The following is a 21,571-nucleotide window of genomic DNA, read 5'->3' as shown; positions in this document are numbered from 1 at the left end:
CGTTGACTCGTGACCAATAAAGATAAATTCGGAGCTTCCCCATGCGCCTGAGCACCTCCATGATGTATTCGAACGGCCTGAAGGGCGTTCTTTCTCAGGAATCCGACATGAACCGCCTGGTTGAACAGGTGGGCAGCGGCAAGAAGTTCCTGACGCCCGCCGACGACCCGCTGTCGGCGTCGCTGGCGATCAACGTCGCACAGACGCAGAGCATGAACTCGACGTACTCGCTGAACCGCGGTACGGCCAAGACCAATCTGGGCCAGGAAAACAACATCCTGGATTCGATCACGACGGCGCTGGCCGACGTGCGTACCCGCGTCGTGCAGGCCGGTAACGGTACCTTCGCCGACAGCGACCGCCAGGCCTTGTCCACGGCCCTCAAGAGCGCCCGCGATGCGCTGCTGGGCCTGGCCAACAGCACCGACGGCAACGGCCAATACCTGTTCTCCGGCTATCAGGGCGGCGTGATTCCGTACGCCCAGGACGCCAACGGCAAGATCGTCTACAGCGGCGCCACCGGCGAGCGCACCGTGCAGGTCGACCAGTCGCGCCAGATGTCCACCAGCGACATCGGCAGCGACATCTTCAACCGCGCCAACCCGGGCTCGCAGGCCTACGTCAGCACCGCCGCGTCGGCCAACAAGGGCACCGCGCAGTTCAGCACGGTGTCGGTGACGCCGGGCAGCCCCAACATCGGCAAGAATTTCAGCCTGCAATTTGAATCGGACCCCGCCACGGGCAACATGGGCTATCGCGTCATCACGACTTCGCCCAACGCCAATCCGCCGGTTCCGCCCGTCATCAACCCGGCGCCGCCGGCCGTGCCGACCCCCTACAAGCCGGATTCGGCCATCGATTTCGGCGGCGTGGCGGTAACGGTCAAGGGCACGCCGCAGAACGGCGACGTGATCGACGTCCAGAGCATGCAGTCCGCCAACGTCGACATGTTCAACACGCTGGACAGCCTGATCAAGACGCTGGATTCGCCGATTGCTGGCGACGAAGTGGCTCTGGCCAAGTTGACCAATGAACTGGCCACGGCCAACAAGAAGCTGTCCAACACCTACGACAACGTGCAGACGGTCGCCGCCTCGGTCGGCGCCCGCATGAACGAACTGGAAGCGCTGGACGGCACGGGTGTCCAGAAGGGCCTGTCGTATTCCAAGTCCTTGTCGGACCTGGAAGACCTGGATTACTACTCGGGCGCCAGCCAGCTGGCCTTGCGCCAGGTGGCGCTGCAGGCGGCATCGGCTGCGTTCATGACCATCCAGGGCTCCAGCCTGTTCAGCCGCAAGTAATGCGGTGAGTCCATAGGCCGCGCCCGGAAGGCGCGGCAAGTTGCGCCCTTGCGGACGCTTCCGGTGCAGAGCCGGAGCGTCCGTGTGTGCGTGCAGGGTAGGAAATTTGTCGTTTCACGCTGCATAACGCTCGGATATTTCATGCTTGTCAATTTGAAAGTTCGCACCTGCATAGTTTTGGTGTTGTTGCTCTTCACGGGCGCCATGTTCATCTCCAACGGCGTGGCGTGGATGGGATTGAATTCCAGCAACGACAAGCTGGAGCAGATCAATAACGCGTATTCGGACCAGGCGGTGCCGCTGAATCGCGCCTACACCGTGTTCCTGCGCGCGCGGCTGTTGCTGTCGACGTCGCTGATGGACATGCAGCAGGGCAAGACCGAGCAGGCGACCCAGCAGGCCAAGCGCTCGGAAGGCCTGATGCAGGATGCGTTCAAGATGATGGACGCCTTTCGCAAGACCCCGCAGTTGCCCGGCACCGAGCCGCTGCTGCAAGCCGTGGACGCCGCGCTCAAGGAATACGACAGCGTGCTCAAGCGCCAGTCGGCCGCGCTGGCCAACATGGCCATCCAGGACTACCTGAACCTGAACGACGCAGCCAGCAACGTCAACACCAAATTCCGCGAAGCGGTCGATGCGTACCTGGGCTTCATCGACAAGCGCACCGACGAACTGGCGGTGCAGGCCGAAGTCGACCACAAGATTTCCCGCACGGTCACGATCGCCTTGCTCGCCATTGCATTGCTGCTGGCGGTGGGTTGCTGGGTTTTCATCAGCCGCACGGTGCTGCGTCCCTTGCACGAAGCCAGCGACCATTTCGAGAAGATCTCGGGCGGCGACTTCACGGGCCGCATCGACGTCCGCAGCACCAATGAAATCGGCCAACTGTTCGGCGCCATCAAGCGCATGCAGGAAAGCCTGACCCGCACCGTGGCGTCGGTACGCCGTGGGGTGGACGAGATCAACGTCGGGTCGCGTGAGATTTCCGCGGGCAACACCGATCTGTCCAGCCGTACCGAGCAACAGGCGGCGTCGCTGGAAGAAACCGCGGCGTCGATGGAAGAACTGGCCTCGACCGTGAAGCAGAACGCCGACAACGCGCGCCAGGCCAACCAGCTGGCGGCCAGCGCGTCGGACGTGGCCGAGCGCGGCGGTTCCGCCGTGGCTGAAGTGGTCAGCACGATGCAAGGCATTTCGGCCAGCTCGCGCAAGATCTCGGAAATCGTGTCGGTCATCGACGGCATTGCTTTCCAGACCAACATCCTGGCGCTGAACGCGGCCGTGGAAGCGGCCCGTGCCGGCGAACAGGGCAAGGGCTTTGCGGTGGTGGCGGGCGAAGTACGCTCGCTGGCGCAGCGCAGCGCCCAGGCGGCCAAGGAAATCAAGGGCCTGATCGAGGACTCGGTGACCAAGGTGGGCGCCGGTTCGCAGCAGGTCGAGCGCGCGGGTGCGACGATGCAGGAAATCGTCTCGTCGGTGAAGCGCGTGACGGACATCATGGGCGAGATCTCGGCGGCGTCCGAAGAGCAGTCCAGCGGCATCGATCAGGTGAACCGCGCGGTGTCGCAGATGGACGAAGTGACGCAGCAGAACGCGGCGCTGGTGGAAGAAGCCGCTGCCGCGGCCGGTTCGCTGCAGGAACAGGCCCAGCGCCTGGCCGAGGCCGTGGCCGTGTTCAAGATCAATGCGGGCGGCGTGATTGACGTGCCGGCGCGCCAGTTGGCCCAGCAGCGCAGCGCGCCGCGGGTCGCTACCTCGGCGGCCGCACCGGCCCCCGAGGGGCAAGCCGCGGCCCCGGCCGCGCCGGAGCCGGCTGCGGCCCCCAAGCCGGCGCCCGCGCCGCGCCTGGCCCAGCCCGCCCGCGCCAAACCCACCGCCAACAGCGGCGCCACGGCGGCACGCCCGCTGCGCCGTCCGGTGGTCAAGACCAGCGACGCTACGGATGCCAAGCCGCTCAAGCCGGCCCCCGCCGCGGCCCGCCGCGCGCCGCCCGCGGATGACGATTGGGAGTCCTTCTGACGGTCACGCCCGTCCTTGCATTGAACAGGTCGTAGAGAACAACTCCCCTTTACGTCCGGACGGCCAGACAGCGCCGCCCGGACGACCACCGGAACTATCGGAAAATGTTTAGCAATCTGAAGGTGCGCACGGGCTTGATGCTTGCCCAGTTGGCGGTTGCCGTGGCCGCGCTGGTTGCCATTGCCTTGGGTTGGAGCAACATGCAGTCCAACACCGAGGCGATCAACGCCTTGGACAGCCTGAGCGTCCAACAGAGCAATCTGATCAAGGACGCCTACGTGCAGATGCTGCGCGCGACCATTCGCGCCGATCTCGCCGCAGCGCAACGCGCGGCGGGCGACAAGGCGGGTGCGGCGGAGAACACGCGTACCGTGCAGCAGCTGATGACCGATGCCAAGAAGAAGCTGGACAGCTTCAAGGCCATTCCGAAGGTCACCGACATCGGCCGTACCGCCGAAGGCCAGCTGCTGGCCTCGTTCAATGGCTTTGCCGACGGCTTGCAAGCGATGCTGGCCGCGCTGGACCGGGGCGACAACGCCGAATATCTGAGCCTGAAGAACACCAAGACGGCAGCCGCAAGCGGCGCCTTTTCCAAGCAGTTGACCGAGTTCGCCGCCACCATCAATACCTACAGCGAAGAGCAGGTGGCGGCATCGCGTTCGCAGGCCACGGTGATGACGTATGTCTACATCGCCCTGGCGGTCGTGATCCTGTTGGTGTCGCTGGGCGCCTTCCTGTTCATGAACCGGGTCGTGTTGCGTCCGCTGCGCCAGGTCAGCGACAGCTTTGACCGCATCGCGGGCGGCGATCTGACCACGCGTGTGGAAGTCAACTCCACCAACGAGATCGGCGCGCTGATGGCCGCCGTCAAGCGCATGCAGGAAAGCCTGACGCGCACCGTGTCGGCCGTGCGCCGTGGCGTGGACGAGATCAATGTGGGGTCGCGCGAAATCTCGGCCGGCAATACCGACCTGTCCAGCCGCACGGAAGAGCAGGCCGCGTCGCTGGAAGAAACTGCCGCCTCGATGGAACAGTTGGCCTCGACCGTCAAGCAGAACGCCGACAACGCGCGCCAGGCCAACCAGTTGGCGGCCAGCGCGTCGGATGTTGCCGAGCGTGGCGGTTCCGCCGTGGCCGAAGTGGTCAACACGATGCAGGGCATTTCGGCCAGCTCGCGCAAGATCTCGGAAATCGTGTCGGTCATTGACGGCATTGCCTTCCAGACCAACATCCTGGCGCTGAACGCGGCCGTGGAAGCGGCCCGAGCCGGCGAGCAGGGCAAGGGCTTTGCGGTGGTGGCGGGCGAAGTGCGCTCGCTGGCGCAGCGCAGCGCCCAGGCGGCCAAGGAAATCAAGGGCCTGATCGAGGATTCGGTGACCAAGGTCGGCGCCGGTTCGCAGCAGGTCGAACGCGCGGGTGCCACGATGCAGGAAATCGTGGCATCGGTGAAGCGCGTCACCGACATCATGGGCGAGATCTCGGCCGCGTCCGAAGAACAGTCCAGCGGCATCGATCAAGTGAACCGCGCGGTGTCGCAGATGGACGAAGTGACGCAGCAGAACGCGGCGCTGGTGGAAGAAGCCGCTGCCGCGGCCGGTTCGCTGCAGGAACAGGCCGAACGCCTGGTTGAAGCCGTGGCCGTGTTCAAGATCAACGCAGGCGGCGTGATCGACGTGCCGGCGCGCCAGTTGGCCCAGCAGCGCAGCGCGCCGCGGGTGGCGGCCCCGGCTGCGGCGCAGCCCGCCGCGCCGGCGCCGCAGGCCAAGATTGCTGCCGCACCGGCGGCGACGCGTCGGGCGGCGCCCGCCGTGCGTCTGGCGCACAGCGCGCCTGCGCCGGCACGCGCCAAGCCGGCCCCGGCCGAAGCGGCCAGCGCTGCGCGGCCGCTGCGGCGTCCTGCGCCGCGTCCGGCCGCAGCGGCAAACGAAGCCAAACCGGCGCCTGCGGCCACGCGCCGCCAGGCACCGTCGGATGACGATTGGGAATCTTTTTGACGCCGGTTTCGACCGGTAAACGGGCAGGTATGCGAGGCTATCTACATCTTCTGGCTGCCGCGGCGATTGCGGCGTTGATCGCGGGCTGTTCCGCGACGGGGCACAACTTCGACCCCGGCAAGCTGTCGACCCTGACGCCGGGGCAGACGACGCTGGAAGAGGCCTCGCGAGCGCTTACCGCGCCGCCCGACAAGTTCTACAAGCAGACCGACGGCACCTTCCTCGCCCTCTGGTCCTTCAAGATCACGTTTGTCCCCGACGGCCTGTACAGCCGCAAAGAGGCGCTGTTGCAGTTCGGCCCCGATGGCCGGCTGATGCGCCTTGTCGACAGCACCAATATTCTGCTGGAACCCTGGGAACGCCAGAAATTGCTGGGCCCCGCGCCCGTGCCTGACGCCAGTCAGGAATGGGCGCAGCAACCCGCGCCGGCCCCCGAGGTGGAAACCATCGTCATTCCGGTGCCGGCTGCGCCGCCCGAATCGACGCGCAAGGGGTCGTAAGCCCCCTGGTTGTCCGCAGAGAGCGCCCCGGCTTCGCGGCCGGTGTGTACGTCGCCCTGATGCGTGCCCGTTCTGCAAGGACGGCGCGCCGGGGTGGTTTTTCATTTGGTCAGAGCAGTTCCTGAGGGATGGGGAAAAAATATGGAAGCGAGTCTGGAAACCGGTGCGAAGTCCGGCAAGGTCGGTAAGAAAAAGGCCGCGCGCGCGCCCAAGGTGAAGCGCAAACTCAGGCTGCGCGATGCCCGCGTCGGCACGATGCTGTTGTGGGTCATGGCGTTCTTTGCCGTGCTGATTGCGGCGGTGGGCGGCCTGGCCGCGTTCTTCCTGCAGCACAACTACGAATCCATTCGCGAGGTCAATGCGCTGACCGAGCGTTCCAAGCAGGTCGAAGTCATCAACAGCGACATGCTGCGCGCCCGCGTCAGCCTGATGGTCGCGGCCCGCCACCTGCAGGAATCCGGCTGGGGCAGCGGCGAGAACTCGGCCCGTGACGCCGCGGCAGCCCTGAAGGGCGCCACCGATCTCCTGACCGGCGTGCGCAGCCGCTTCGCCGATTTCCAGAAGAACATGCTGCAGGACGACACCGGTCGCCAGCTGTCCATGAACCTGGTGCGTCGCTACCGTTCGTACATCGATGACGGCGTGGACACCATGGTCGAAGCCCTGCGCAGCGAAGACTATTCCACGTTCTACATGGTCAACAATGAATACGGCACGCCGCGCAGCGCCGCCTTCATCGAGGCCATCAACGAGTTCGGCAAGTACATTTCCGACCAGCAGCAGGCCACGATCGACCAGGCCGAGACCAACTTCAACCGCGCCATGATCGCGGTGGCCGTGGCCGTGGGCCTGGCCCTGGTGCTGATGGTGTTCTGCCGCGTGCTGTTCGGCCGCCTGGTGGTGCGCCCGCTGGTGGAAGCCGGCCAGCATTTCGACAAGATCGCCGCAGGCGACCTGACCAGCCGCGTCGAGGTGCGTTCGCACAACGAAATCGGCCAACTGTTCGCCGCGCTCAAGCGCATGCAGGAAAGCCTGACCCGCACCGTGGCCACGGTGCGCCGTGGCGTGGACGAGATCACGGTGGGTTCGCGTGAAATTTCCGCCGGCAACACCGACCTGTCCAGCCGTACGGAAGAGCAGGCCGCGTCGCTGGAAGAAACCGCCGCCTCGATGGAAGAGCTGGCCTCGACCGTGAAGCAGAACGCCGACAACGCACGCCAGGCCAATCAGCTGGCGGCCAGCGCGTCGGACGTGGCCGAGCGTGGCGGTTCCGCCGTGGCCGAAGTGGTCAACACGATGCAGGGCATTTCGGCCAGCTCGCGCAAGATCTCGGAAATCGTGTCGGTCATCGACGGCATCGCCTTCCAGACCAACATCCTGGCGCTGAACGCGGCCGTGGAAGCGGCCCGTGCGGGCGAACAGGGCAAGGGCTTTGCGGTGGTGGCGGGCGAAGTGCGCTCGCTGGCGCAGCGCAGCGCCCAGGCGGCCAAGGAAATCAAGGGCCTCATCGAGGACTCGGTGACCAAGGTGGGCGCCGGTTCGCAGCAGGTCGAACGCGCGGGTGCCACGATGCAGGAAATCGTGGCATCGGTGAAGCGCGTTACCGACATCATGGGCGAGATCTCGGCGGCGTCCGAGGAGCAGTCCAGCGGCATCGACCAGGTGAACCGCGCGGTCTCGCAGATGGACGAAGTGACGCAGCAGAACGCGGCGCTGGTGGAAGAGGCCGCTGCCGCGGCCGGCTCGCTGCAGGAACAGGCCCATCGCCTGTCCGAGGCCGTGGCCGTGTTCAAGATCAATGCCGGCGAAGTGATCGAAGTGCCGGCGCAGCAACTGGGCGGCTACTCGGCCCCGACGCTGACCCAGGACTGATCCGCCGCGGCCCGCCCGGGCCGCTGACCGGCATCTTCGCCCCGGCGCCCGTTCGCGGCCGTCGGGGCGAAAGCTATTGGCCGTTAAGTTTTCGAAAATATTGTCGTTAATGACAATAACGCCTGAAACCTGGCCGGTGTACAGGCCGTGGCTCGATATGATGTAAACCGGAGACAAGCTGTGCGCGTGAACCTTCCAGTCAATGATGTGGAAACCAAGCTGCGCGAGGATCAGTACCTGATCTCGCGTACCGATACCAAGGGCCGCATCCTTTACGCGAATCCGGCTTTTGTCGAGGTCAGCGGATTTTCCCGCGAAGAATTGATCGGCAAGGCCCACAACATCGTGCGCCATCCGGACATGCCGCCCGAGGCCTATGAAGACCTGTGGCAGACGCTGGAGGCCGGCGAGTCGTGGCTGGGTCTGGTCAAGAACCGCCGCAAGGACGGGGGCTACTACTGGGTGCTGGCCAATGCCACGCCCATCGTCGAGAACGGCGAGGTGGTGGCGTATTCGTCGGTGCGCGTGCGTCCCAGCGACGAGCAGATCGAGATGGCCGAAGCGCTGTACGCCCGCATTCGCGAAGGCCGTGCCCGCGGCGTGCGGATCGAACGCGGCCGCCCGGTGCGGGCCGGCTGGCGCCGCAGCCTGGACGTGCTGGCCTTTCCCTTCAAGCGTAGCGTGCGCAGCCGCATGTTCCGCCATGCCTTGCTGTCGTCAGGCATCGTGGTGGCGGCGGGCGCCTATGGCCTGCGCGCCAACTGGGACACGCTGGATGCCACTGGCGCCGGCTTGGCCTGCGGCCTGTTGGCGCTGGGCGTGGTCGGCATCTTCGCGTTGGGCTGGAGCCTGTCGCGCTCGCTGCTGGAACCGATGGTGGACGCGGCCAACATGGCCCGCCAGGTCGCCGCCGGCAACCTGACGACCCAGATCGTGGCCGATTCCGACGACGAGATCGGCAGCTTGAAGTTCTCGCTGGAAGTCATGCGCAAGAGCCTGGTCGGCATTGCCCAGGACGTCTATCGCGGCATCGAGGGCACGACCCAGGCGGCCGTGCACATCGCCCGCGGCAACCAGGAACTGGCCGGCCGCACCGAAGGCCAGGCCGCGTCGCTGCAGCAGACGGCCGCCAGCATGGAACAGCTGACGTCCACCGTGCGCCAGAACGCCGACAATGCTCGCCAGGCCAATCAACTGGCCGCCAGCAGCATGGACGTGGCGCGGCGCGGCGGCGTGGCGGTGGGGCAGGTGGTCAACACCATGCACGGCATTTCCGACAGCTCACGCAAGATCGTCGACATCGTCAGCATCATCGAAGGCATCGCGTTCCAGACCAACATCCTGGCCCTGAACGCCGCCGTGGAAGCGGCGCGGGCGGGCGAGTCCGGCAAGGGCTTCGCGGTGGTGGCGGGCGAAGTGCGCAGCCTGGCGCAAAAGAGCGCGCAGGCCGCCAAGGAGATCAAGGGCCTGATCGAGGATTCGGTCGATCGCGTCACCGAAGGCTCGGCCCAGGCCGAACAGGCGGGCGCCACCATGCAAGAGATCGTGGCCGCCGTGCACCGCGTGACCGACATCATCGGCGAGATCTCGCAGGCGTCGCAGGAACAGTCCAGCGGCATCGAGCAGGTCGACACCGCGGTCTCGCAGATGGATGTGATGACGGTGCAGAACACGGCCCTGGTGCAGGAACTGGGCGGCGCCGTGCTGCAGCTGGGCAACCAGTCGGGCGCGCTGCGCGAGACGATCCGGGTGTTCCGCCTGACCGGACAGCAATGAGGTTGGCGGGGCCGGCTTCGGCCGGTCCGCCCAACAAAAAGCCGGCTCATCGTGGCCGGCTTTTTCATGCCCGAAGCAGAAAGATCTAGCGCCCCGCCAAGGCGTCGGCCACCCGGCTCATCGTCGACAGGCCGGACTCGAACAGGGCCTCCAGGAACGGGCCCGAGTTGGGCAGCACCACGGTCAGCAGCACCACGCCCACGATCAGGCTGACCGGAAAGCCCACGGAGAACACCGACAGCTGCGGCGCGGCGCGGTTCAGGATGCCCATGGCCAGGTTGATGGTGAGCAGCGCGCAGATCAGCGGCAGCGCTAGCAGCAGGCCCGACACGAACACGGTCTTGCCCCATTCCACCACCACGCCCCAGCCGTTCTGGTGCAGCTGGATGGCGGCGACCGGCAGCGTGTCGAACGACCGCACCAGCGCGGCCAGCACCAGCAAGTGGCCGTCCAGCGCCAGGAAGGTCAGCATCGCCACGATGTTGAACAGGCGCGACAGCACGGCCGTGTTGGCGCCGGTGCTGGGGTCGAAGAACGAGGCGAACGACAGGCCCATCTGCAGGCCGACGAATTCGCCGGCCGTCTGCGCCGCGGCGAACACCAGGCGCATGGAAAAGCCCATGGCGATGCCGATCAGCACCTGCTGCATCACCATCCACAGGCCGGCAAACGAACCCGGGGCGATGGGCGGTGCGGGGTCCAGGGCCGGGCTGACGGCCACGGCCAGCACGAACGCCAGGCCGACCTTGACCTTGACCGGCACGGTGGATTCGGAAAAAAGGGGAGCGGTGCCGATCAGCGCCAGGATGCGCACGAACGGCCAGATGAACTGGCCGATCCAGCCGTTGAGCTGTTCGATCGTGAAGGAAAACATGTGGGCGCGTTCCCCGGGGCCGGCGGCGCGCGCCGCTACGACACCAGGCCGGGAATCTGGCCGATGAGCTGGCGGATGTAGTCGACCATGATGCCGATCAGCCAGGGGCCCAGCAGCACCAGCACGCCGCACATGGCCAGCAGCTTCGGAATGAACGACAGCGTCATTTCGTTGATCTGGGTGGCGGCCTGGAAGATGCTGATGACCAGGCCGACGATCAGCGTGATGATCAGGAGCGGACCGGCCATCGCCAGCGCGACTTTCATCGCCTGGTAGGTCATGGTCATGACGGTTTCAGCGGTCATGGCGATTCCCCGGCTATTGGTAGAAGCTCTGGGCCAGCGAGCCCATCAGCAGGTTCCAGCCGTCGGCCAGCACGAACAGCATCAGCTTGAACGGCAGCGCCACGGTTACCGGCGGCACCATCATCATGCCCAGGGCCATCAGCACGCTGGCGACCACCAGGTCGATGATGAGGAACGGAATGAAGATGGTGAAGCCGATCTGGAACGCGGTCTTGAGTTCGCTGGTGATGAACGCCGGCACCAGGATGCGCAGCGGCACCTGCGACGGATCGTCCAGCGCCGGTTGCTTGGCCAGGTTGGCGAACAGCGACAGGTCGTTTTCGCGGGTCTGATGCAGCATGAAGGTGCGCAGCGGGCCGGCGGCCCGCTCGACCGCGGTCTCGAACGGGATCGAGCCTTCGGACAGGGGCTTGTAGGCGTCGGCGTAGATCTTGTCGAACACCGGCGACATCGTATAGAAGGTCAAAAACAGCGCCAGGCCGATCAGCACGTGGTTCGGCGGCGACATGGCCGTGCCCATCGCGCTGCGCAAGAGACCCAGCACGATGATGATGCGGGTAAAGCCCGTCATCATCAGCAACGCGGCCGGCAGGAACGACAGCGACGTCATCAGCAGCAGCGTCTGCATGCTGAGCGAGTAGGTTTCGGACCCGTTCGGGCCTGGGGTCGCGGTCAGCGCGGGCAGGGTCGCCTGGGCGATGACGCCAGCCGGAAACAGGGCCAGGCCCAGCACCGCGGCGGCGCCCAGCAGGGGCAGCATGTTGCGGCGGGCGCGGGGAAGGGTGCTTGTCGGCAAGCTCATGATCCGGGGAATACGGGCGCCGTCTAGCGGCGCTTGAGCGCCTGGCCCAGCTTGGCCGCGAAGGCGGCGGCCGGCAACGGCGCGCCCTGCGGCAGTTCGCCGGCGGGCAGGGTATGCAGGGGGGTGATCTGGCCGGGGCTCACGCCCACGACCAGCCAGGTATTTTCGATTTCGACCACGACGATGCTCTGCCGCGCGCCCACCGGCATGCTGGCGACCTGCTTGAGCAGGTTGCCGCCGCCGCGCTGGGTGAGGCCGGCGCGGCGCGCCATCCAGGCCGCGGCCAGGATGGCGGCCAGCACCAGCACCAGGCCGATGATGACGCGCAGCAGGGCGGAATCGTTCATGGCGGACAACGCGTCAACGCCGGTTGTTCAGGCGGTTGATGCGTTCGGACGGGGTGATGATGTCGGTCAGGCGGATGCCGTACTTGTCTTCCACCACCACCACTTCGCCCTGGGCGATCAGGTAGCCGTTCACGAAGATGTCCATCGGTTCGCCGGCCAGGCCGTCCAGTTCCACCACCGAGCCCTGGCCCAACTGAAGCAGGTTCTTGATGGTCAGGCGGGTGCGGCCCAGCTCGACCGTCAGCTGGACGGGCACGTCCATGATCAGGTCGATGTCGGTGCCGGTGCCGGCAGCGCTGCCGGCCAGGGGCTTGAACACCGATTGCGCCGCCGATTGCGCGGGGGCTGCGGCCGGCGCCGCAGGTGCGGGCGCAGGGGCAGCCGGCGCGGCAGCCGCGGGCGGCGTGGCGGCGGTCTGTTCAGCCATGGCGGCGGCCCAGTCGTCCTGGGGCTTCAGGCCATCCGCCTGGGTGGGCGGATTGGCGCGGGATTGTTCGGCGAGCGCGTCGGCCCAGTCGTCGGCCGGGGACGAGCCAGTGCCGGGCTCGTTCTTGTCAGTCATGGTCGGGGGCCTCGTTTGATTCGGTATCGTAGGTAAACATGTTTTGCACGCGCAGGGCGTACTGGCCATTGAAGACGCCGTAGCCGCATTCCATCAGCGGTACGCCGTCGACGTTGGCGATGACGGTTTCCGGCACATCCACGGGCAGGATGTCGCCGACTTTCAGGCGCATCAGTTCGCGGATGTTGGACGGGATGCGCGCGAATTCGGCAACCACGTCGATGTCGGCGCTGCGCACCTGGCGCGACAGCTGCTGCGACCAGCGCTGGTCTACTTCTTCCAGCGTGGTTTCCTGCAGCGGCCGCGTGAGCAGGTCGCGCACCGGCTCGATCATGGAGTAGGGCAGGCAGATGTTCAGGTCGCCGCCGGTCGCGCCGAATTCGATGTGGAACGAGGTGACGACCACCACTTCATTGTTGCCGGTGATGCTGGCGAACTTGGTGTGCATCTCCGAGCGGACATAGTCGAACTCGATCGGATAGACGGGGTCCCAGGACTTGCCGTAGCTTTCCAGGGTCAGGTTGAGCAGGCGCCGGATGATGCGCTGCTCGGTGGTGGTGAAGTCACGGCCTTCGACGCGCGTGTGGTAGCGGCCATCGCCGCCGAACAGGCTGTCGATGACCAGGAACACCAGGTTCGGGTCGTACGTGAACAGGGCCGTGCCGCGCAGCGGCTTCATCTGGACCATGTTCAGGTTGCTCGGCACGGGCAGGTTGCGCTCGAAGTCCGCGTACTTCTGGATCTTGATCGAGCCGACGGTGATGTCGGCGCTGCGGCGCATGAAGTTCAACAGCACGCTGCGCATCTGGCGCGCGAACCGCTCGTTGATGAGCTCCAGCGTCTGCATGCGCCGCCGCACCACGCGGTCGGGCGAACTCAGGTCATAGGCGCGGGCGCCGTCGCTTGCGCCCGCGGATTCCTTTTTGCTGTCGCTCTCGCCCGTGACGCCGGCCAGCAGCGCGTCGACTTCGTCCTGCGAAAGAAACGCCTCGTAGGCCATGCTTATTGCACCACGAACGCCGTGAACAGTACGTCGGTGACATACTGGCCGTCCGGCATGGGCGAGAACGGACGGTTGACGGCTTGCTTGATGGCGTTGGCCATGTCGGTCTTGCCTTGTTGGGTCTGCACGCCGGTAGGCGATTGCGACGACAGCACCATCAGGATGCGGCTGCGCACTTCAGGCATGTACTTTTCCAGGCGCACGCGGGTCTGCTCGTCGCTCACGCGCAGCGTCAGGCCGACGTGCATGATGCGCTCGGTGTCGGCGTTCTGCAGCGTCACCGTGAAGGCTTCGATCGGCACGAAGATCGGGGCGGGCACGGCGGCCGGCGTGGCCGGCGGGGCCACGAACGTGGTCGGCGTGGCTTGCGGGCCCGCGGCGCCGGGCTGGCCCGGTTGGCCGGCGGGCGTCTGGCCCACGCCCAGTTGCACCGGCGCGCCGCCTTGCGGCTGCATGCGCTGGGTGATGAACCAGGTCGCGCCCGCGCTGGCGGCGGCCACCAGCAGCAGCACCAGGATCATGATCAACGGGCGAAGAATGCGGCCGATGCCGCCAGAGCGTGTCGGAAGCGGGCCGCGCGGCGGCATGGTTGTGGGTTTGGAAGTCGCCATCTCGGTGTCGATGCGTGTTTTGCCGCTGATGAAAACGGATTCTTAGTGGATGAAAGCATTCTGCCCGAAATCCCGCTCCCTCTTGGAGGCGAAAAACAGGGCGAAAGCCGCGTATCTCAAGCTATTGCTGCACTGCCCGCAACCGTTGCCAGCTGCGGGCCGCGGGATTGTTACGCGAAGGTGTCGACCAACGCATTGGCGTTGCGCGGCGACGTCACGGCGACCGGCTGGCCATCGATTGCGCCATCGGCCACCGCGGCGCCATTGCCGCCGCCCTGGCGCTGCGAACCGCCGCCATTCTGTTGCGCGAATTCCTGTTGCGCGGCCTGCTCGCCGACGCTGGTCTGGCCCAGCGAGATGCCGGCCTGCGCCAGCGCCTGCTGCAGTTGCGGGATCGCGGTTTCGATCGCCTGGCGCACGGACGCATGGGCCGATACGAACGAGGCGCTGGCCACGCCGTCGGCCAGATTCAGGCTGACGCGCAAGGGGCCCAGGTCCGGCGGGTCCAGGCGCAGTTCGGCGGTCTGGGTGCCTTGGCGCACGTTGTTGCTCATCACCACCATCTGCTGGCCCAGTTCGGTGCCCCAGTGGGTGCCGCCCACGGGCGTGGCCACCTGCATGACGACTGGCACGTTCGGCACGGCGACGCTGGCAGGGTTGGCGATCGGCGCGGGCTGCTGGCGCTGGACGGCGGCGGCAACGGCCTGGGCCAGGTGATCCTGAGCGCCGGTCGCGTGCTGCGGTACCTGGAATTGCTGAGCGGTGCTGAGCACCGGCTCGTTCGATTCTTCTTCGGGGCGTGCGTGCAGCGGCGCGGCGGGCGCGGCTTCGGCAGCCACGCGCGGGGTGGCGGCACGTGGCACGGCGGTTTCGGGCGTCGGACGCGGCAGTTCGGCGGCCGGGGCCGTCTTGGCCTGGGCCGCGTCGGGTGCGGGCGCGGTGCCGGGCTTGACGGCGGCGGTGACCACCGGCAGCGCAACCTGCGCATCGCGGCTGGCCTGTGCGGCAGCGGCTTCGGCCTGCTGCGCGGTGGCGGCCACCGGCGCGCGCGGCGTGGCGACGGCGTCGTTGGCGGTCAGGGCGGCCTGTACCACGGCGGCACCGGTGTTGACGGCGGTCGCGGCGGCCTGGGCGGCGCCACGCGCCAACTGCACCTGTTCGGCCGCCTGGGCGGCGATTTCCAGCGTCTGTTGCGGCAACACCACCGGCGTCACCGGTTGCTGCGCGGCGGCGACGGCCAGCGCGCCGGCTTCGGCCTGGGTGGCGGTCTGCACGGCGTTGTCGATCGCGCCGGCCGCGGCGTTTTCGGCGTTGCCGGCGGCATCGCTGGTGGTCTTGCCGTTGTTGGACGGCGTCTTGGTGTTGTTGCCGTTGGCCGGGCGCGCATCGGCAGCCTGGTTCGGGCGCTGTTGGGCCAGCACGTCAGAGAAGGACGGGCCCTTCCTGGACGAAACGGCGGACGACTTGGCGCCGAGCGCGTCGGCGATCGAGGTCGGCGCGGCGGGCGCGACGGTGGGCAAGGGCAGGGGAGCGGTCATCTCAGGCTTCCTCTAATTAGTGCATCCCGGACTGGCGCTGGACCAGGCGGGCGGAGTATTCATCGTTGGCGCGTTGCTCGCGGCGGGATTCCACCACGGCCTGCGCGCGCAATTCGCGTTGCGCCAGGGCGTCGTACGAACTGAGCTTGCGTTTTTCCTGCTGCCAGTAAAGGCGGCCCTTGGCCAGGTTCTCGTCGGCCTGGCGCAGCACGTTCTGCTGTTGGCCGATGGCGTCGTCCAGGGTGCCGATGAAGCGCTGGTAGTTATGGCAGTCGCTGGCCGACATGCCGGTCGTCATGGCTTGCTGCAGGCGTTCCAGGTAGTCCTGGCGGTAGTCCTGCAGCATGCCGAGCTGGCGTTCGGCGTTGGTGCGTTCGGCGCTGAGCCGGCCGAGCAGGCGGGCGGCTTCGTCCGTGCTCTCCTTGGCCAGGTTGATCAGCATGTCCAGGGGCAATTGGCTAGGCATAGGTGTCCCTCAATTCGAAGCTTGCGCGCAACTGGTTGACCGCATCCTCGTAGCCGACGTTTTCGCCGATATCCTGCTGCAGGAAGGCTTCCAGGCGCGGATAGCGGGCGATGGCATCGTCCAGCTGCGGGTCGTTGCCGGCGGCGTAGGCGCCCACGGCGATCAGGTCGCGATTGCGCTGGTAGCGCGACAGCGTCTGCTTGAAACGGCGCACGACCGCGAACTGCTGTTGCGGAATCAGCGAGGTCATGGCGCGGGAAATCGAGGCTTCGATGTCGATAGCGGGGTAGTGGCCGGCCTCGGCCAGGTGGCGCGACAGCACCACGTGGCCGTCCAGGATGGCGCGCGCCGAGTCGGCGATCGGGTCCTGCTGGTCATCGCCTTCGGCCAGCACGGTATAGAAAGCGGTGATCGAACCGGCTTTGCCGCCGGGGCCGGGTGCGCCCATGCCGGCGCGTTCCACCAGCATCGGCAGTTTGGCGAACACCGACGGCGGATAGCCCTTGGTGGCCGGCGGCTCGCCGATGGCCAGCGCGATTTCGCGTTGCGCCATAGCGTAGCGGGTCAGCGAATCCATGATCAGCAGCACGTCCAGGCCCTGGTCGCGAAAGTGCTCGGCCAGGCGCGTGGCGTAGGCGGCGCCCTGCAGGCGCAGCAGCGCCGACACGTCGGCCGGCGCGGCGACCACCACCGAGCGGGCCAGGCCCTCGGGGCCCAGGTTGTGCTCGATGAATTCCTTCACTTCGCGGCCGCGTTCGCCGATCAGGCCGACCACGATGACGTCAGCCTTGGTGTAGCGGGCCATCATGCCCAGCAGCACGCTCTTGCCCACGCCGGAGCCGGCGAACAGGCCCATGCGCTGGCCGCGGCCAACGGTCAGGAGGCCGTTAATGGCGCGCACGCCGGTATCCAGCACGGTATCGATCGGGGCGCGCGACAGCGGGTTGATCGGTTGGGCCGACAGCGGCGCCAGTTCCGCCCCGGTCAGCGGGCCCAGGCCGTCCAGCGGCCGGCCGGCGCCATCGAGCACGCGGCCCAGCAGGGCGTTGCCCACCGGCAGGTGGCGGCCCAGCTGGGGCTTGGCGTTGCCGTTCAGTTCGGCCTTGCGTGGGAGCGGAATCTGGCGCTGCACGGGCGGTTCGCCGGGCACCACGCGGGCGCCGGGCGGCAGGCCGGAAATATCGGCCTGCGGCATCAGGTACAGGGTATGGCCGTCGAAGCCGACGACTTCGGCGTCGGCCCAATGGTCATGGCCGCGCGCGATCTCGATGCGGGCGGCGGCGCCCACGGGCAGGCGCAGGCCGGTGGCGTGCAGTACCAGGCCGGTCGCGCGGGTGATCTTGCCGCTGACCAGCCACGGGTCGGTCGAGGCGGCGCGGATCGAGCCGATCTCCAGCTGGGTCTGCCAGCGGTCGATCACGGGCACGGCCGCCTGGCCGGGCTGCGCGGGGGCCTGGCTGCCGCTCACGCCGGCTCCTCCCAATTCACATTGCGGCCCAGCGAGGCCGCCACGCGGCGCCAACGGGTCTGCAGCGTGGCGTCGATATCGCCGAACGGCGTCTCGGCGCGGCAACCGCCGCGGGCGATGGATTCATCGGCCAGCACGCGCCAGTGGCCTTCTTTCAGTTCGTCGGCCAGGTGCAGGCGGATCAGTTCGATGTCGGCCGGGTTGGCCCACAGGCGCATCTGGCCACCGGCCGTCGGGTTGATGTGCAGCACTTCGCGCACGGCGCTGGCCACAGTCTCGGGCTGCTCGGCCAGGGTGGTGCGCACGACCTGCTGGGCAATGTCCAGCGCGAGCGTCAAGAGGCTCTGGCCCATCTTTTCTTCGAGCGAGCCGACGGACGTGGCGCAGGCTTCGACCAGGGCATGCAGCTGCCGGGCTTCCTCTGCGCCTTGCTCGCGGGCTTGCGCCAGGCCTTCGGCGTAGCCGGCTTCGCGCCCGGCGGCCAGGCCCGCTTCATGGCCTTCGGCGCGGCCGGCTTCCAGGCCGGCGGCGTGGCCCTGCGCAAAACCTTCTGCACGGCCCTCGGCGATGGCCTGGGCGCGCAGCTGAGCCATCACCACTTCGGGATCGGGGCCCGGATCGGGTTCCGGTTCGGGCGCAACTTCCACGGGCGGCGGCTCGTCGAACGACAGCATCTGCCAGCGGCGCCAGGCGGCGCTGCGCGAGATGAGCGTCGACTGGCCGGTATCCGCTTCAGACATACGCGTCGTCTCCGGAATTGCCCAGCACGATCTGGCCGCTTTCGGCCAGGCGGCGCGCGATCTGCAGGATCTTCTTCTGTTCGGTCTCGACCTTCGACATGCGGATCGGGCCTTGCGCTTCCAGGTCTTCGCGCAGCATTTCGGCGGCACGGCTGGACATGTTGCGCAGGAACTTGGCGCGCAGCTCTTCCTGGGCGCCCTTGAGCGCGACCATGAGCGTGTCGTTGTCGATTTCCTTGAGGATGAGCTGGATGGCGCGGTCTTCGACGTCGAGCAGGTTGTCGAACACGAACATCTCGTCGATGATCTTCTGGGCCAGGTCGTTGTCGCGTTCGCGCAGGCTGGCGACCACGGTTTCCTCTTCGGCCGAATTCATCATGTTCAGGATCTCGGCCGCGGTGCGCACGCCGCCCATCTTGCTGCGCTTGGCGCCCTGGCCAGCCAACACGGAATTGAGCACTTCGGTCAGTTCCGACAAGGCGGCCGGCTGCACGCCGCCGAACGTGGCGATGCGCAGCATGACGTCGTTGCGCAGGCGGTCGGTCAACAGCGCCAGCACGCCGGCGGCGCGGTCGCGCTCCAGGTGCACCAGAATCGTCGCGATGATCTGCGGGTGCTCGTCGCCGATGAGTTCGGCCACGGTGTGCGGATCCAGCCAGTTCAGGGCGTCGATGCCGCTGCCGCCTTCGCCGGCTTCCAGGATGTCTTCGATCAGGCCGGCGGCGCGGTCGCTGCCCAGCGCCTTGGTCAGCACGGTGCGGATGTAGTCGTCCGAGCCCAGCGTCACGGCCATGAACTGGTCGGCTTCCTGGCGGAATTCCTCCAGCACCACGGCCACGTCGTTGCGGGTCACCTGTTTCAGGCTGGCCATGGCGGCGCCGACCTGCTGGACTTCACGGGCCGACAGGTACTTGAAGACCTCGGCCGCCGCGTCTTCGCCCAGCGACATCATCAGGACGGCGCTGCGCGTCATGCCGTCCATGGGTTTGGAATCATTTTTCATCTTTGGTCATCCAGGTGCGCAGGACCATCGCGACGGCGCGCGGATCCTTGTTCGCCATCGTGCGGGCGCGGTCCAGGTTGTCTTGGTAGCGGTCCGTTTCCTTGGCGCGGGCCAGGTCCTGGGCCTCGCGCTGGGCTTCGATGCGCTCGGCTTCGGCCACTTCCGGATCCACCGGCGGGTACAGGTACTCGCCCACGGTGCGGCGAACCTTGCGGTACAGCCACAGGGCCAGTACGCCACCCACCAGCCAGGCCAGGATGGTCTTGAACAGCGAAATCATTTCCGGATCGCGCCACATCGGCAGTGCCGGCGGGCCGTCGTTGAACTGGCTGTTGACCAGGTTCAGCGAATCGCCACGGCTTTCGGAATAGCCCATGGCTTCGCGCACCAGGTTGGTGAGCTTGTTCAGTTCTTCCGGCGGCAGGGCCTGGGGCTCGCCGTCCTTGTCGCGGATGTAGTTCACGACCACGGCCACCGACAGGCGCTTCAAGTTGCCCACGGGCTGCTTGATGTGGCTGATCGTGCGGTCCACTTCGTAGTTGGTGGTGGCGTCGCGGCGCTCGTTCAGGCTGCCGCCGGCGGCCTGGGTGCCCGTCTGTTGCTGCTGTTGTTGCTGCTGCTGTTGGGCGTTGGGCTGCTGCGGCTGGCCGGGGCGGGGCGGCTGGGCCTGGGGCGGGTTGGCGATCGGGGCCTGGGCGTTGCCCGGGGGCTGGTTCGACAAGGCGCCGGGCACGCCCTGGGCGGGGTTGATGCCGCGCTGGGTCGAGTCGCTGGTCTGCTGGCTGCGCACGGCCGACTGGCCGGGCTCCTGGTTGGGGCGGTAGACCTCGGAGGTTTCCTCGCGGCGCGCGAAATCCATTTCGGCGCTGGCCTGGGCGTGCACGTTGCCCGGGCCGACCAGCGGGTTCAGGATGGTCAGGATGCGTTCGACGGTACGCTGTTCGGTTTCGCGAACCATGCGCGTCTGGTCGGCGTCCATGCCGCGGCCTTCGCCCAGCGGCGAGGACAGCAGGCGGCCGTTCTGGTCGACGATCGAGACGTTCTCGGCGGTCAGTTCCGGCACGCTGGAAGCAACCAGCCAGGAAATGGCCGAAACCTGGGCGTCAGACAGGCTGCGGCCAGGGTAGACGTTCAACAGCACCGAGGCGGTCGGCGGCTGGCGTTCGCGCACGAACAGCGACTGGCGCGGCATGGCCAGGTGCACGCGGGCGTGCTGCACGGTGTGCATCGATTCGATCGAACGCGCCAGCTCGCCTTCCAGGCCGCGCTGGTAGTTGATCTGTTCGGCGAACTGGCTGGCGCCGAAGCGGGCGTTGTCCATCAGCTCGAAGCCGACCGAACCGCCGCGCGGCAGGCCTTGCGAGGCCAGCTGCAGACGGGCGTCATAGACGCGGTCGGCCGGCACCAGCAGGGCGGTGCCCGTGTCGTTGTACTTGTAGGGCACGTTCATGGTGCCCAGGGCCGTCACGATGGCGCCGCCATCGCGGTCGTCCAGGTTCGAGAACAGCACCTTGTACTTGGGTTCGCTGCTCCACATCGCCACGGCGACAATGATCGCGACAAGCGCCGCGGCCGCGCCCAGCAAAATGGGCTTGGGCAGCGCGCGGATCCTTTCCAACACGGGAAACTTCGCCAGAAGCGACGCGCTCAGGGTAGCCTGCTGATTCATTGGCGGCTCCCGCTGGCTTCGCGGAGCAGGGAAAATGACTTCATGTTCGGGTAGGGCAGATTACACATGCAACGTGCTTCTGGTCTGGGGAGAGCCTGGATTATTGCTGCTGCGTTAGCAAACCCAATCGTCGAAAACAGCGGTTTTTTGGCGTTACTTATCCCCTATGTCCGCAACAGGGTGAAACCCGGGTCCGAAGCGGGGTGCGCCCGGCGGCGGCCGGGCCGGCGCATTCGCGGAAATATCGGGTGTTTTGGCGGTTTTTATCGGCAATGGCGCAGCGCCGCTGGCGTTACGCTCCTTGCATCTTTGGCGTAGTCCCACCAGCAAGGAATAACGTAATGGCTGTATCAGGCTTGTCCGGCATCGAAAGCATGCTCCAGCAGATGCGCGCGGTCGTCAGCAAGGCGGAAACCGGCAATCTGGCTGCGGGCGAGGCAGTGGCCCAACCCGATGGTTTCGCCGCCGAGTTGCACCGCTCGATCCGCCGCGTCACCGGCGCCCAGAACGCCGCGTCGGCGCAGGCCAAGGCTTTCGAGCTGGGCGCCCCCGACATCTCGCTCAACGACGTCATGATCGACATGCAGAAGGCCAGCATCGGCTTCCAGACGGCCGTCCAGGTCCGCAACAAGCTGGTTGCGGCCTACAAGGAAATCTCGTCGATGGCCGTGTAATGTTGCCCCCACGCCGCGCCCGCTACGCGGGCTAGCTGCCCCCCGAG

20 protein-coding genes are annotated in these 21,571 nt (G+C 66.9%); 7 read left to right on the top strand and 13 right to left on the bottom strand.

The annotated features are described in order from the left end of the window. Positions 1-41 precede the first annotated feature (41 nt). From flgL to U858_RS0119700, 6 genes are all read left to right on the top strand, one after another. Positions 42-1,301, top strand: a complete 1,260-nt coding sequence (gene flgL, locus U858_RS0119725) for a flagellar hook-associated protein FlgL (RefSeq protein ID WP_025138886.1) — start codon at positions 42-44, stop codon at positions 1,299-1,301. Positions 1,302-1,442: 141 nt separating this feature from the next. Beyond that, entirely contained in the window at positions 1,443-3,320 is a 1,878-nt protein-coding gene (locus U858_RS0119720) for a methyl-accepting chemotaxis protein (RefSeq protein ID WP_025138885.1), read from the top strand. Positions 3,321-3,424: 104 nt separating this feature from the next. Further along, complete coding sequence (locus tag U858_RS0119715; protein WP_025138884.1) at positions 3,425-5,314, top strand: methyl-accepting chemotaxis protein; 1,890 nt, start codon at positions 3,425-3,427, stop codon at positions 5,312-5,314. Positions 5,315-5,343: 29 nt separating this feature from the next. After that, positions 5,344-5,814, top strand: a complete 471-nt coding sequence (locus U858_RS0119710; protein WP_025138883.1) for a hypothetical protein — start codon at positions 5,344-5,346, stop codon at positions 5,812-5,814. 141 nt (positions 5,815-5,955) lie between these two features. After that, entirely contained in the window at positions 5,956-7,686 is a 1,731-nt protein-coding gene (locus tag U858_RS0119705; protein ID WP_025138882.1) for a methyl-accepting chemotaxis protein, read from the top strand. A 180-nt stretch (positions 7,687-7,866) separates the two neighbouring features. After that, positions 7,867-9,462 (top strand): PAS domain-containing methyl-accepting chemotaxis protein, encoded by a 1,596-nt coding sequence (locus U858_RS0119700; RefSeq protein WP_025138881.1) that lies wholly within the window; start codon positions 7,867-7,869, stop codon positions 9,460-9,462. Between the two features lie 85 nt (positions 9,463-9,547). On the opposite strand, the gene fliR is transcribed toward U858_RS0119700, so the two are convergent. The 13 genes from fliR to fliF all read right to left on the bottom strand — a co-directional run bounded on the left by fliR (position 9,548) and on the right by fliF (position 20,850). Then, positions 9,548-10,336 (bottom strand): flagellar biosynthetic protein FliR, encoded by a 789-nt coding sequence (gene fliR, locus U858_RS0119695; RefSeq protein ID WP_025138880.1) that lies wholly within the window; start codon positions 10,334-10,336, stop codon positions 9,548-9,550. Positions 10,337-10,371: 35 nt separating this feature from the next. Beyond that, on the bottom strand, positions 10,372-10,641 hold the full coding sequence (gene fliQ, locus U858_RS0119690) for a flagellar biosynthesis protein FliQ (protein WP_025138879.1): 270 nt from the start codon (positions 10,639-10,641) through the stop codon (positions 10,372-10,374). 13 nt (positions 10,642-10,654) lie between these two features. Then, positions 10,655-11,443 carry a flagellar type III secretion system pore protein FliP gene (fliP, locus tag U858_RS0119685; protein WP_025138878.1) on the bottom strand — a complete coding sequence of 263 codons (789 nt, stop codon included), beginning with the start codon at positions 11,441-11,443 and terminating at the stop codon, positions 10,655-10,657. Between the two features lie 23 nt (positions 11,444-11,466). After that, positions 11,467-11,790 (bottom strand): flagellar biosynthetic protein FliO, encoded by a 324-nt coding sequence (fliO, locus tag U858_RS0119680; RefSeq protein WP_025138877.1) that lies wholly within the window; start codon positions 11,788-11,790, stop codon positions 11,467-11,469. A 13-nt stretch (positions 11,791-11,803) separates the two neighbouring features. Next, complete coding sequence (fliN, locus tag U858_RS0119675; RefSeq protein WP_025138876.1) at positions 11,804-12,352, bottom strand: flagellar motor switch protein FliN; 549 nt, start codon at positions 12,350-12,352, stop codon at positions 11,804-11,806. After that, a complete protein-coding gene (gene fliM, locus U858_RS0119670) occupies positions 12,345-13,352 on the bottom strand; it encodes a flagellar motor switch protein FliM (RefSeq protein ID WP_025138875.1) in 1,008 nt (335 codons plus the stop codon). Before fliM ends, fliN begins: the two co-directional genes overlap by 8 nt. A gap of 2 nt (positions 13,353-13,354) precedes the next feature. Continuing rightward, positions 13,355-13,966, bottom strand: a complete 612-nt coding sequence (gene fliL / locus U858_RS0119665; RefSeq protein ID WP_025138874.1) for a flagellar basal body-associated protein FliL — start codon at positions 13,964-13,966, stop codon at positions 13,355-13,357. A gap of 170 nt (positions 13,967-14,136) precedes the next feature. Then, a complete protein-coding gene (locus U858_RS0119660) occupies positions 14,137-15,504 on the bottom strand; it encodes a flagellar hook-length control protein FliK (RefSeq protein WP_025138873.1) in 1,368 nt (455 codons plus the stop codon). Positions 15,505-15,520: 16 nt separating this feature from the next. After that, entirely contained in the window at positions 15,521-15,970 is a 450-nt protein-coding gene (gene fliJ / locus U858_RS0119655) for a flagellar export protein FliJ (protein WP_025138872.1), read from the bottom strand. Next, positions 15,963-17,438: a flagellar protein export ATPase FliI gene (gene fliI, locus U858_RS0119650; RefSeq protein WP_025138871.1), complete on the bottom strand. Its 1,476-nt coding sequence runs from the start codon at positions 17,436-17,438 to the stop codon at positions 15,963-15,965. The genes fliJ and fliI overlap by 8 nt, the downstream gene beginning before the upstream one ends. After that, positions 17,435-18,178: a flagellar assembly protein FliH gene (gene fliH / locus U858_RS0119645; RefSeq protein ID WP_025138870.1), complete on the bottom strand. Its 744-nt coding sequence runs from the start codon at positions 18,176-18,178 to the stop codon at positions 17,435-17,437. Before fliH ends, fliI begins: the two co-directional genes overlap by 4 nt. Beyond that, positions 18,171-19,181 carry a flagellar motor switch protein FliG gene (gene fliG, locus U858_RS0119640; RefSeq protein WP_025138869.1) on the bottom strand — a complete coding sequence of 337 codons (1,011 nt, stop codon included), beginning with the start codon at positions 19,179-19,181 and terminating at the stop codon, positions 18,171-18,173. The genes fliH and fliG overlap by 8 nt, the downstream gene beginning before the upstream one ends. After that, positions 19,171-20,850, bottom strand: coding sequence for a flagellar basal-body MS-ring/collar protein FliF (fliF, locus tag U858_RS0119635; RefSeq protein WP_025138868.1), 1,680 nt, complete (start codon positions 20,848-20,850; stop codon positions 19,171-19,173). Before fliF ends, fliG begins: the two co-directional genes overlap by 11 nt. A 341-nt stretch (positions 20,851-21,191) precedes the next feature. Here fliF and fliE point away from each other — a divergent pair, with 341 nt between their 5' ends. Then, complete coding sequence (gene fliE, locus U858_RS0119630) at positions 21,192-21,524, top strand: flagellar hook-basal body complex protein FliE (RefSeq protein ID WP_025138867.1); 333 nt, start codon at positions 21,192-21,194, stop codon at positions 21,522-21,524. The last annotated feature ends 47 nt before the right edge of the window (positions 21,525-21,571 follow it).

The organism is Achromobacter sp. DH1f, assembly GCF_000633435.1.
Lineage (GTDB): Bacteria > Pseudomonadota > Gammaproteobacteria > Burkholderiales > Burkholderiaceae_B > Achromobacter > Achromobacter deleyi.
Note: the sequence above shows the minus strand (reverse complement) of the source record. Positions and strands in the feature narration are given on the sequence as shown.

What these genes read in the sequence shown, in the direction of transcription:
- fliN (WP_025138876.1), bottom strand. Translation starts at nt 12,352, where the DNA reads ATGACTGACAAGAACGAGCCCGGCACTGGCTCGTCCCCGGCCGACGAC.
- fliO (WP_025138877.1), bottom strand. Translation starts at nt 11,790, where the DNA reads ATGAACGATTCCGCCCTGCTGCGCGTCATCATCGGCCTGGTGCTGGTG.
- flgL (WP_025138886.1), top strand. Translation starts at nt 42, where the DNA reads ATGCGCCTGAGCACCTCCATGATGTATTCGAACGGCCTGAAGGGCGTT.
- fliP (WP_025138878.1), bottom strand. Translation starts at nt 11,443, where the DNA reads ATGAGCTTGCCGACAAGCACCCTTCCCCGCGCCCGCCGCAACATGCTG.
- fliL (WP_025138874.1), bottom strand. Translation starts at nt 13,966, where the DNA reads ATGGCGACTTCCAAACCCACAACCATGCCGCCGCGCGGCCCGCTTCCG.
- fliQ (WP_025138879.1), bottom strand. Translation starts at nt 10,641, where the DNA reads ATGACCGCTGAAACCGTCATGACCATGACCTACCAGGCGATGAAAGTC.
- U858_RS0119715 (WP_025138884.1), top strand. Translation starts at nt 3,425, where the DNA reads ATGTTTAGCAATCTGAAGGTGCGCACGGGCTTGATGCTTGCCCAGTTG.
- fliH (WP_025138870.1), bottom strand. Translation starts at nt 18,178, where the DNA reads ATGTCTGAAGCGGATACCGGCCAGTCGACGCTCATCTCGCGCAGCGCC.
- fliM (WP_025138875.1), bottom strand. Translation starts at nt 13,352, where the DNA reads ATGGCCTACGAGGCGTTTCTTTCGCAGGACGAAGTCGACGCGCTGCTG.
- fliJ (WP_025138872.1), bottom strand. Translation starts at nt 15,970, where the DNA reads ATGCCTAGCCAATTGCCCCTGGACATGCTGATCAACCTGGCCAAGGAG.
- fliR (WP_025138880.1), bottom strand. Translation starts at nt 10,336, where the DNA reads ATGTTTTCCTTCACGATCGAACAGCTCAACGGCTGGATCGGCCAGTTC.
- fliG (WP_025138869.1), bottom strand. Translation starts at nt 19,181, where the DNA reads ATGAAAAATGATTCCAAACCCATGGACGGCATGACGCGCAGCGCCGTC.
- fliF (WP_025138868.1), bottom strand. Translation starts at nt 20,850, where the DNA reads ATGAATCAGCAGGCTACCCTGAGCGCGTCGCTTCTGGCGAAGTTTCCC.
- U858_RS0119705 (WP_025138882.1), top strand. Translation starts at nt 5,956, where the DNA reads ATGGAAGCGAGTCTGGAAACCGGTGCGAAGTCCGGCAAGGTCGGTAAG.
- U858_RS0119660 (WP_025138873.1), bottom strand. Translation starts at nt 15,504, where the DNA reads ATGACCGCTCCCCTGCCCTTGCCCACCGTCGCGCCCGCCGCGCCGACC.
- U858_RS0119720 (WP_025138885.1), top strand. Translation starts at nt 1,443, where the DNA reads ATGCTTGTCAATTTGAAAGTTCGCACCTGCATAGTTTTGGTGTTGTTG.
- fliE (WP_025138867.1), top strand. Translation starts at nt 21,192, where the DNA reads ATGGCTGTATCAGGCTTGTCCGGCATCGAAAGCATGCTCCAGCAGATG.
- U858_RS0119710 (WP_025138883.1), top strand. Translation starts at nt 5,344, where the DNA reads ATGCGAGGCTATCTACATCTTCTGGCTGCCGCGGCGATTGCGGCGTTG.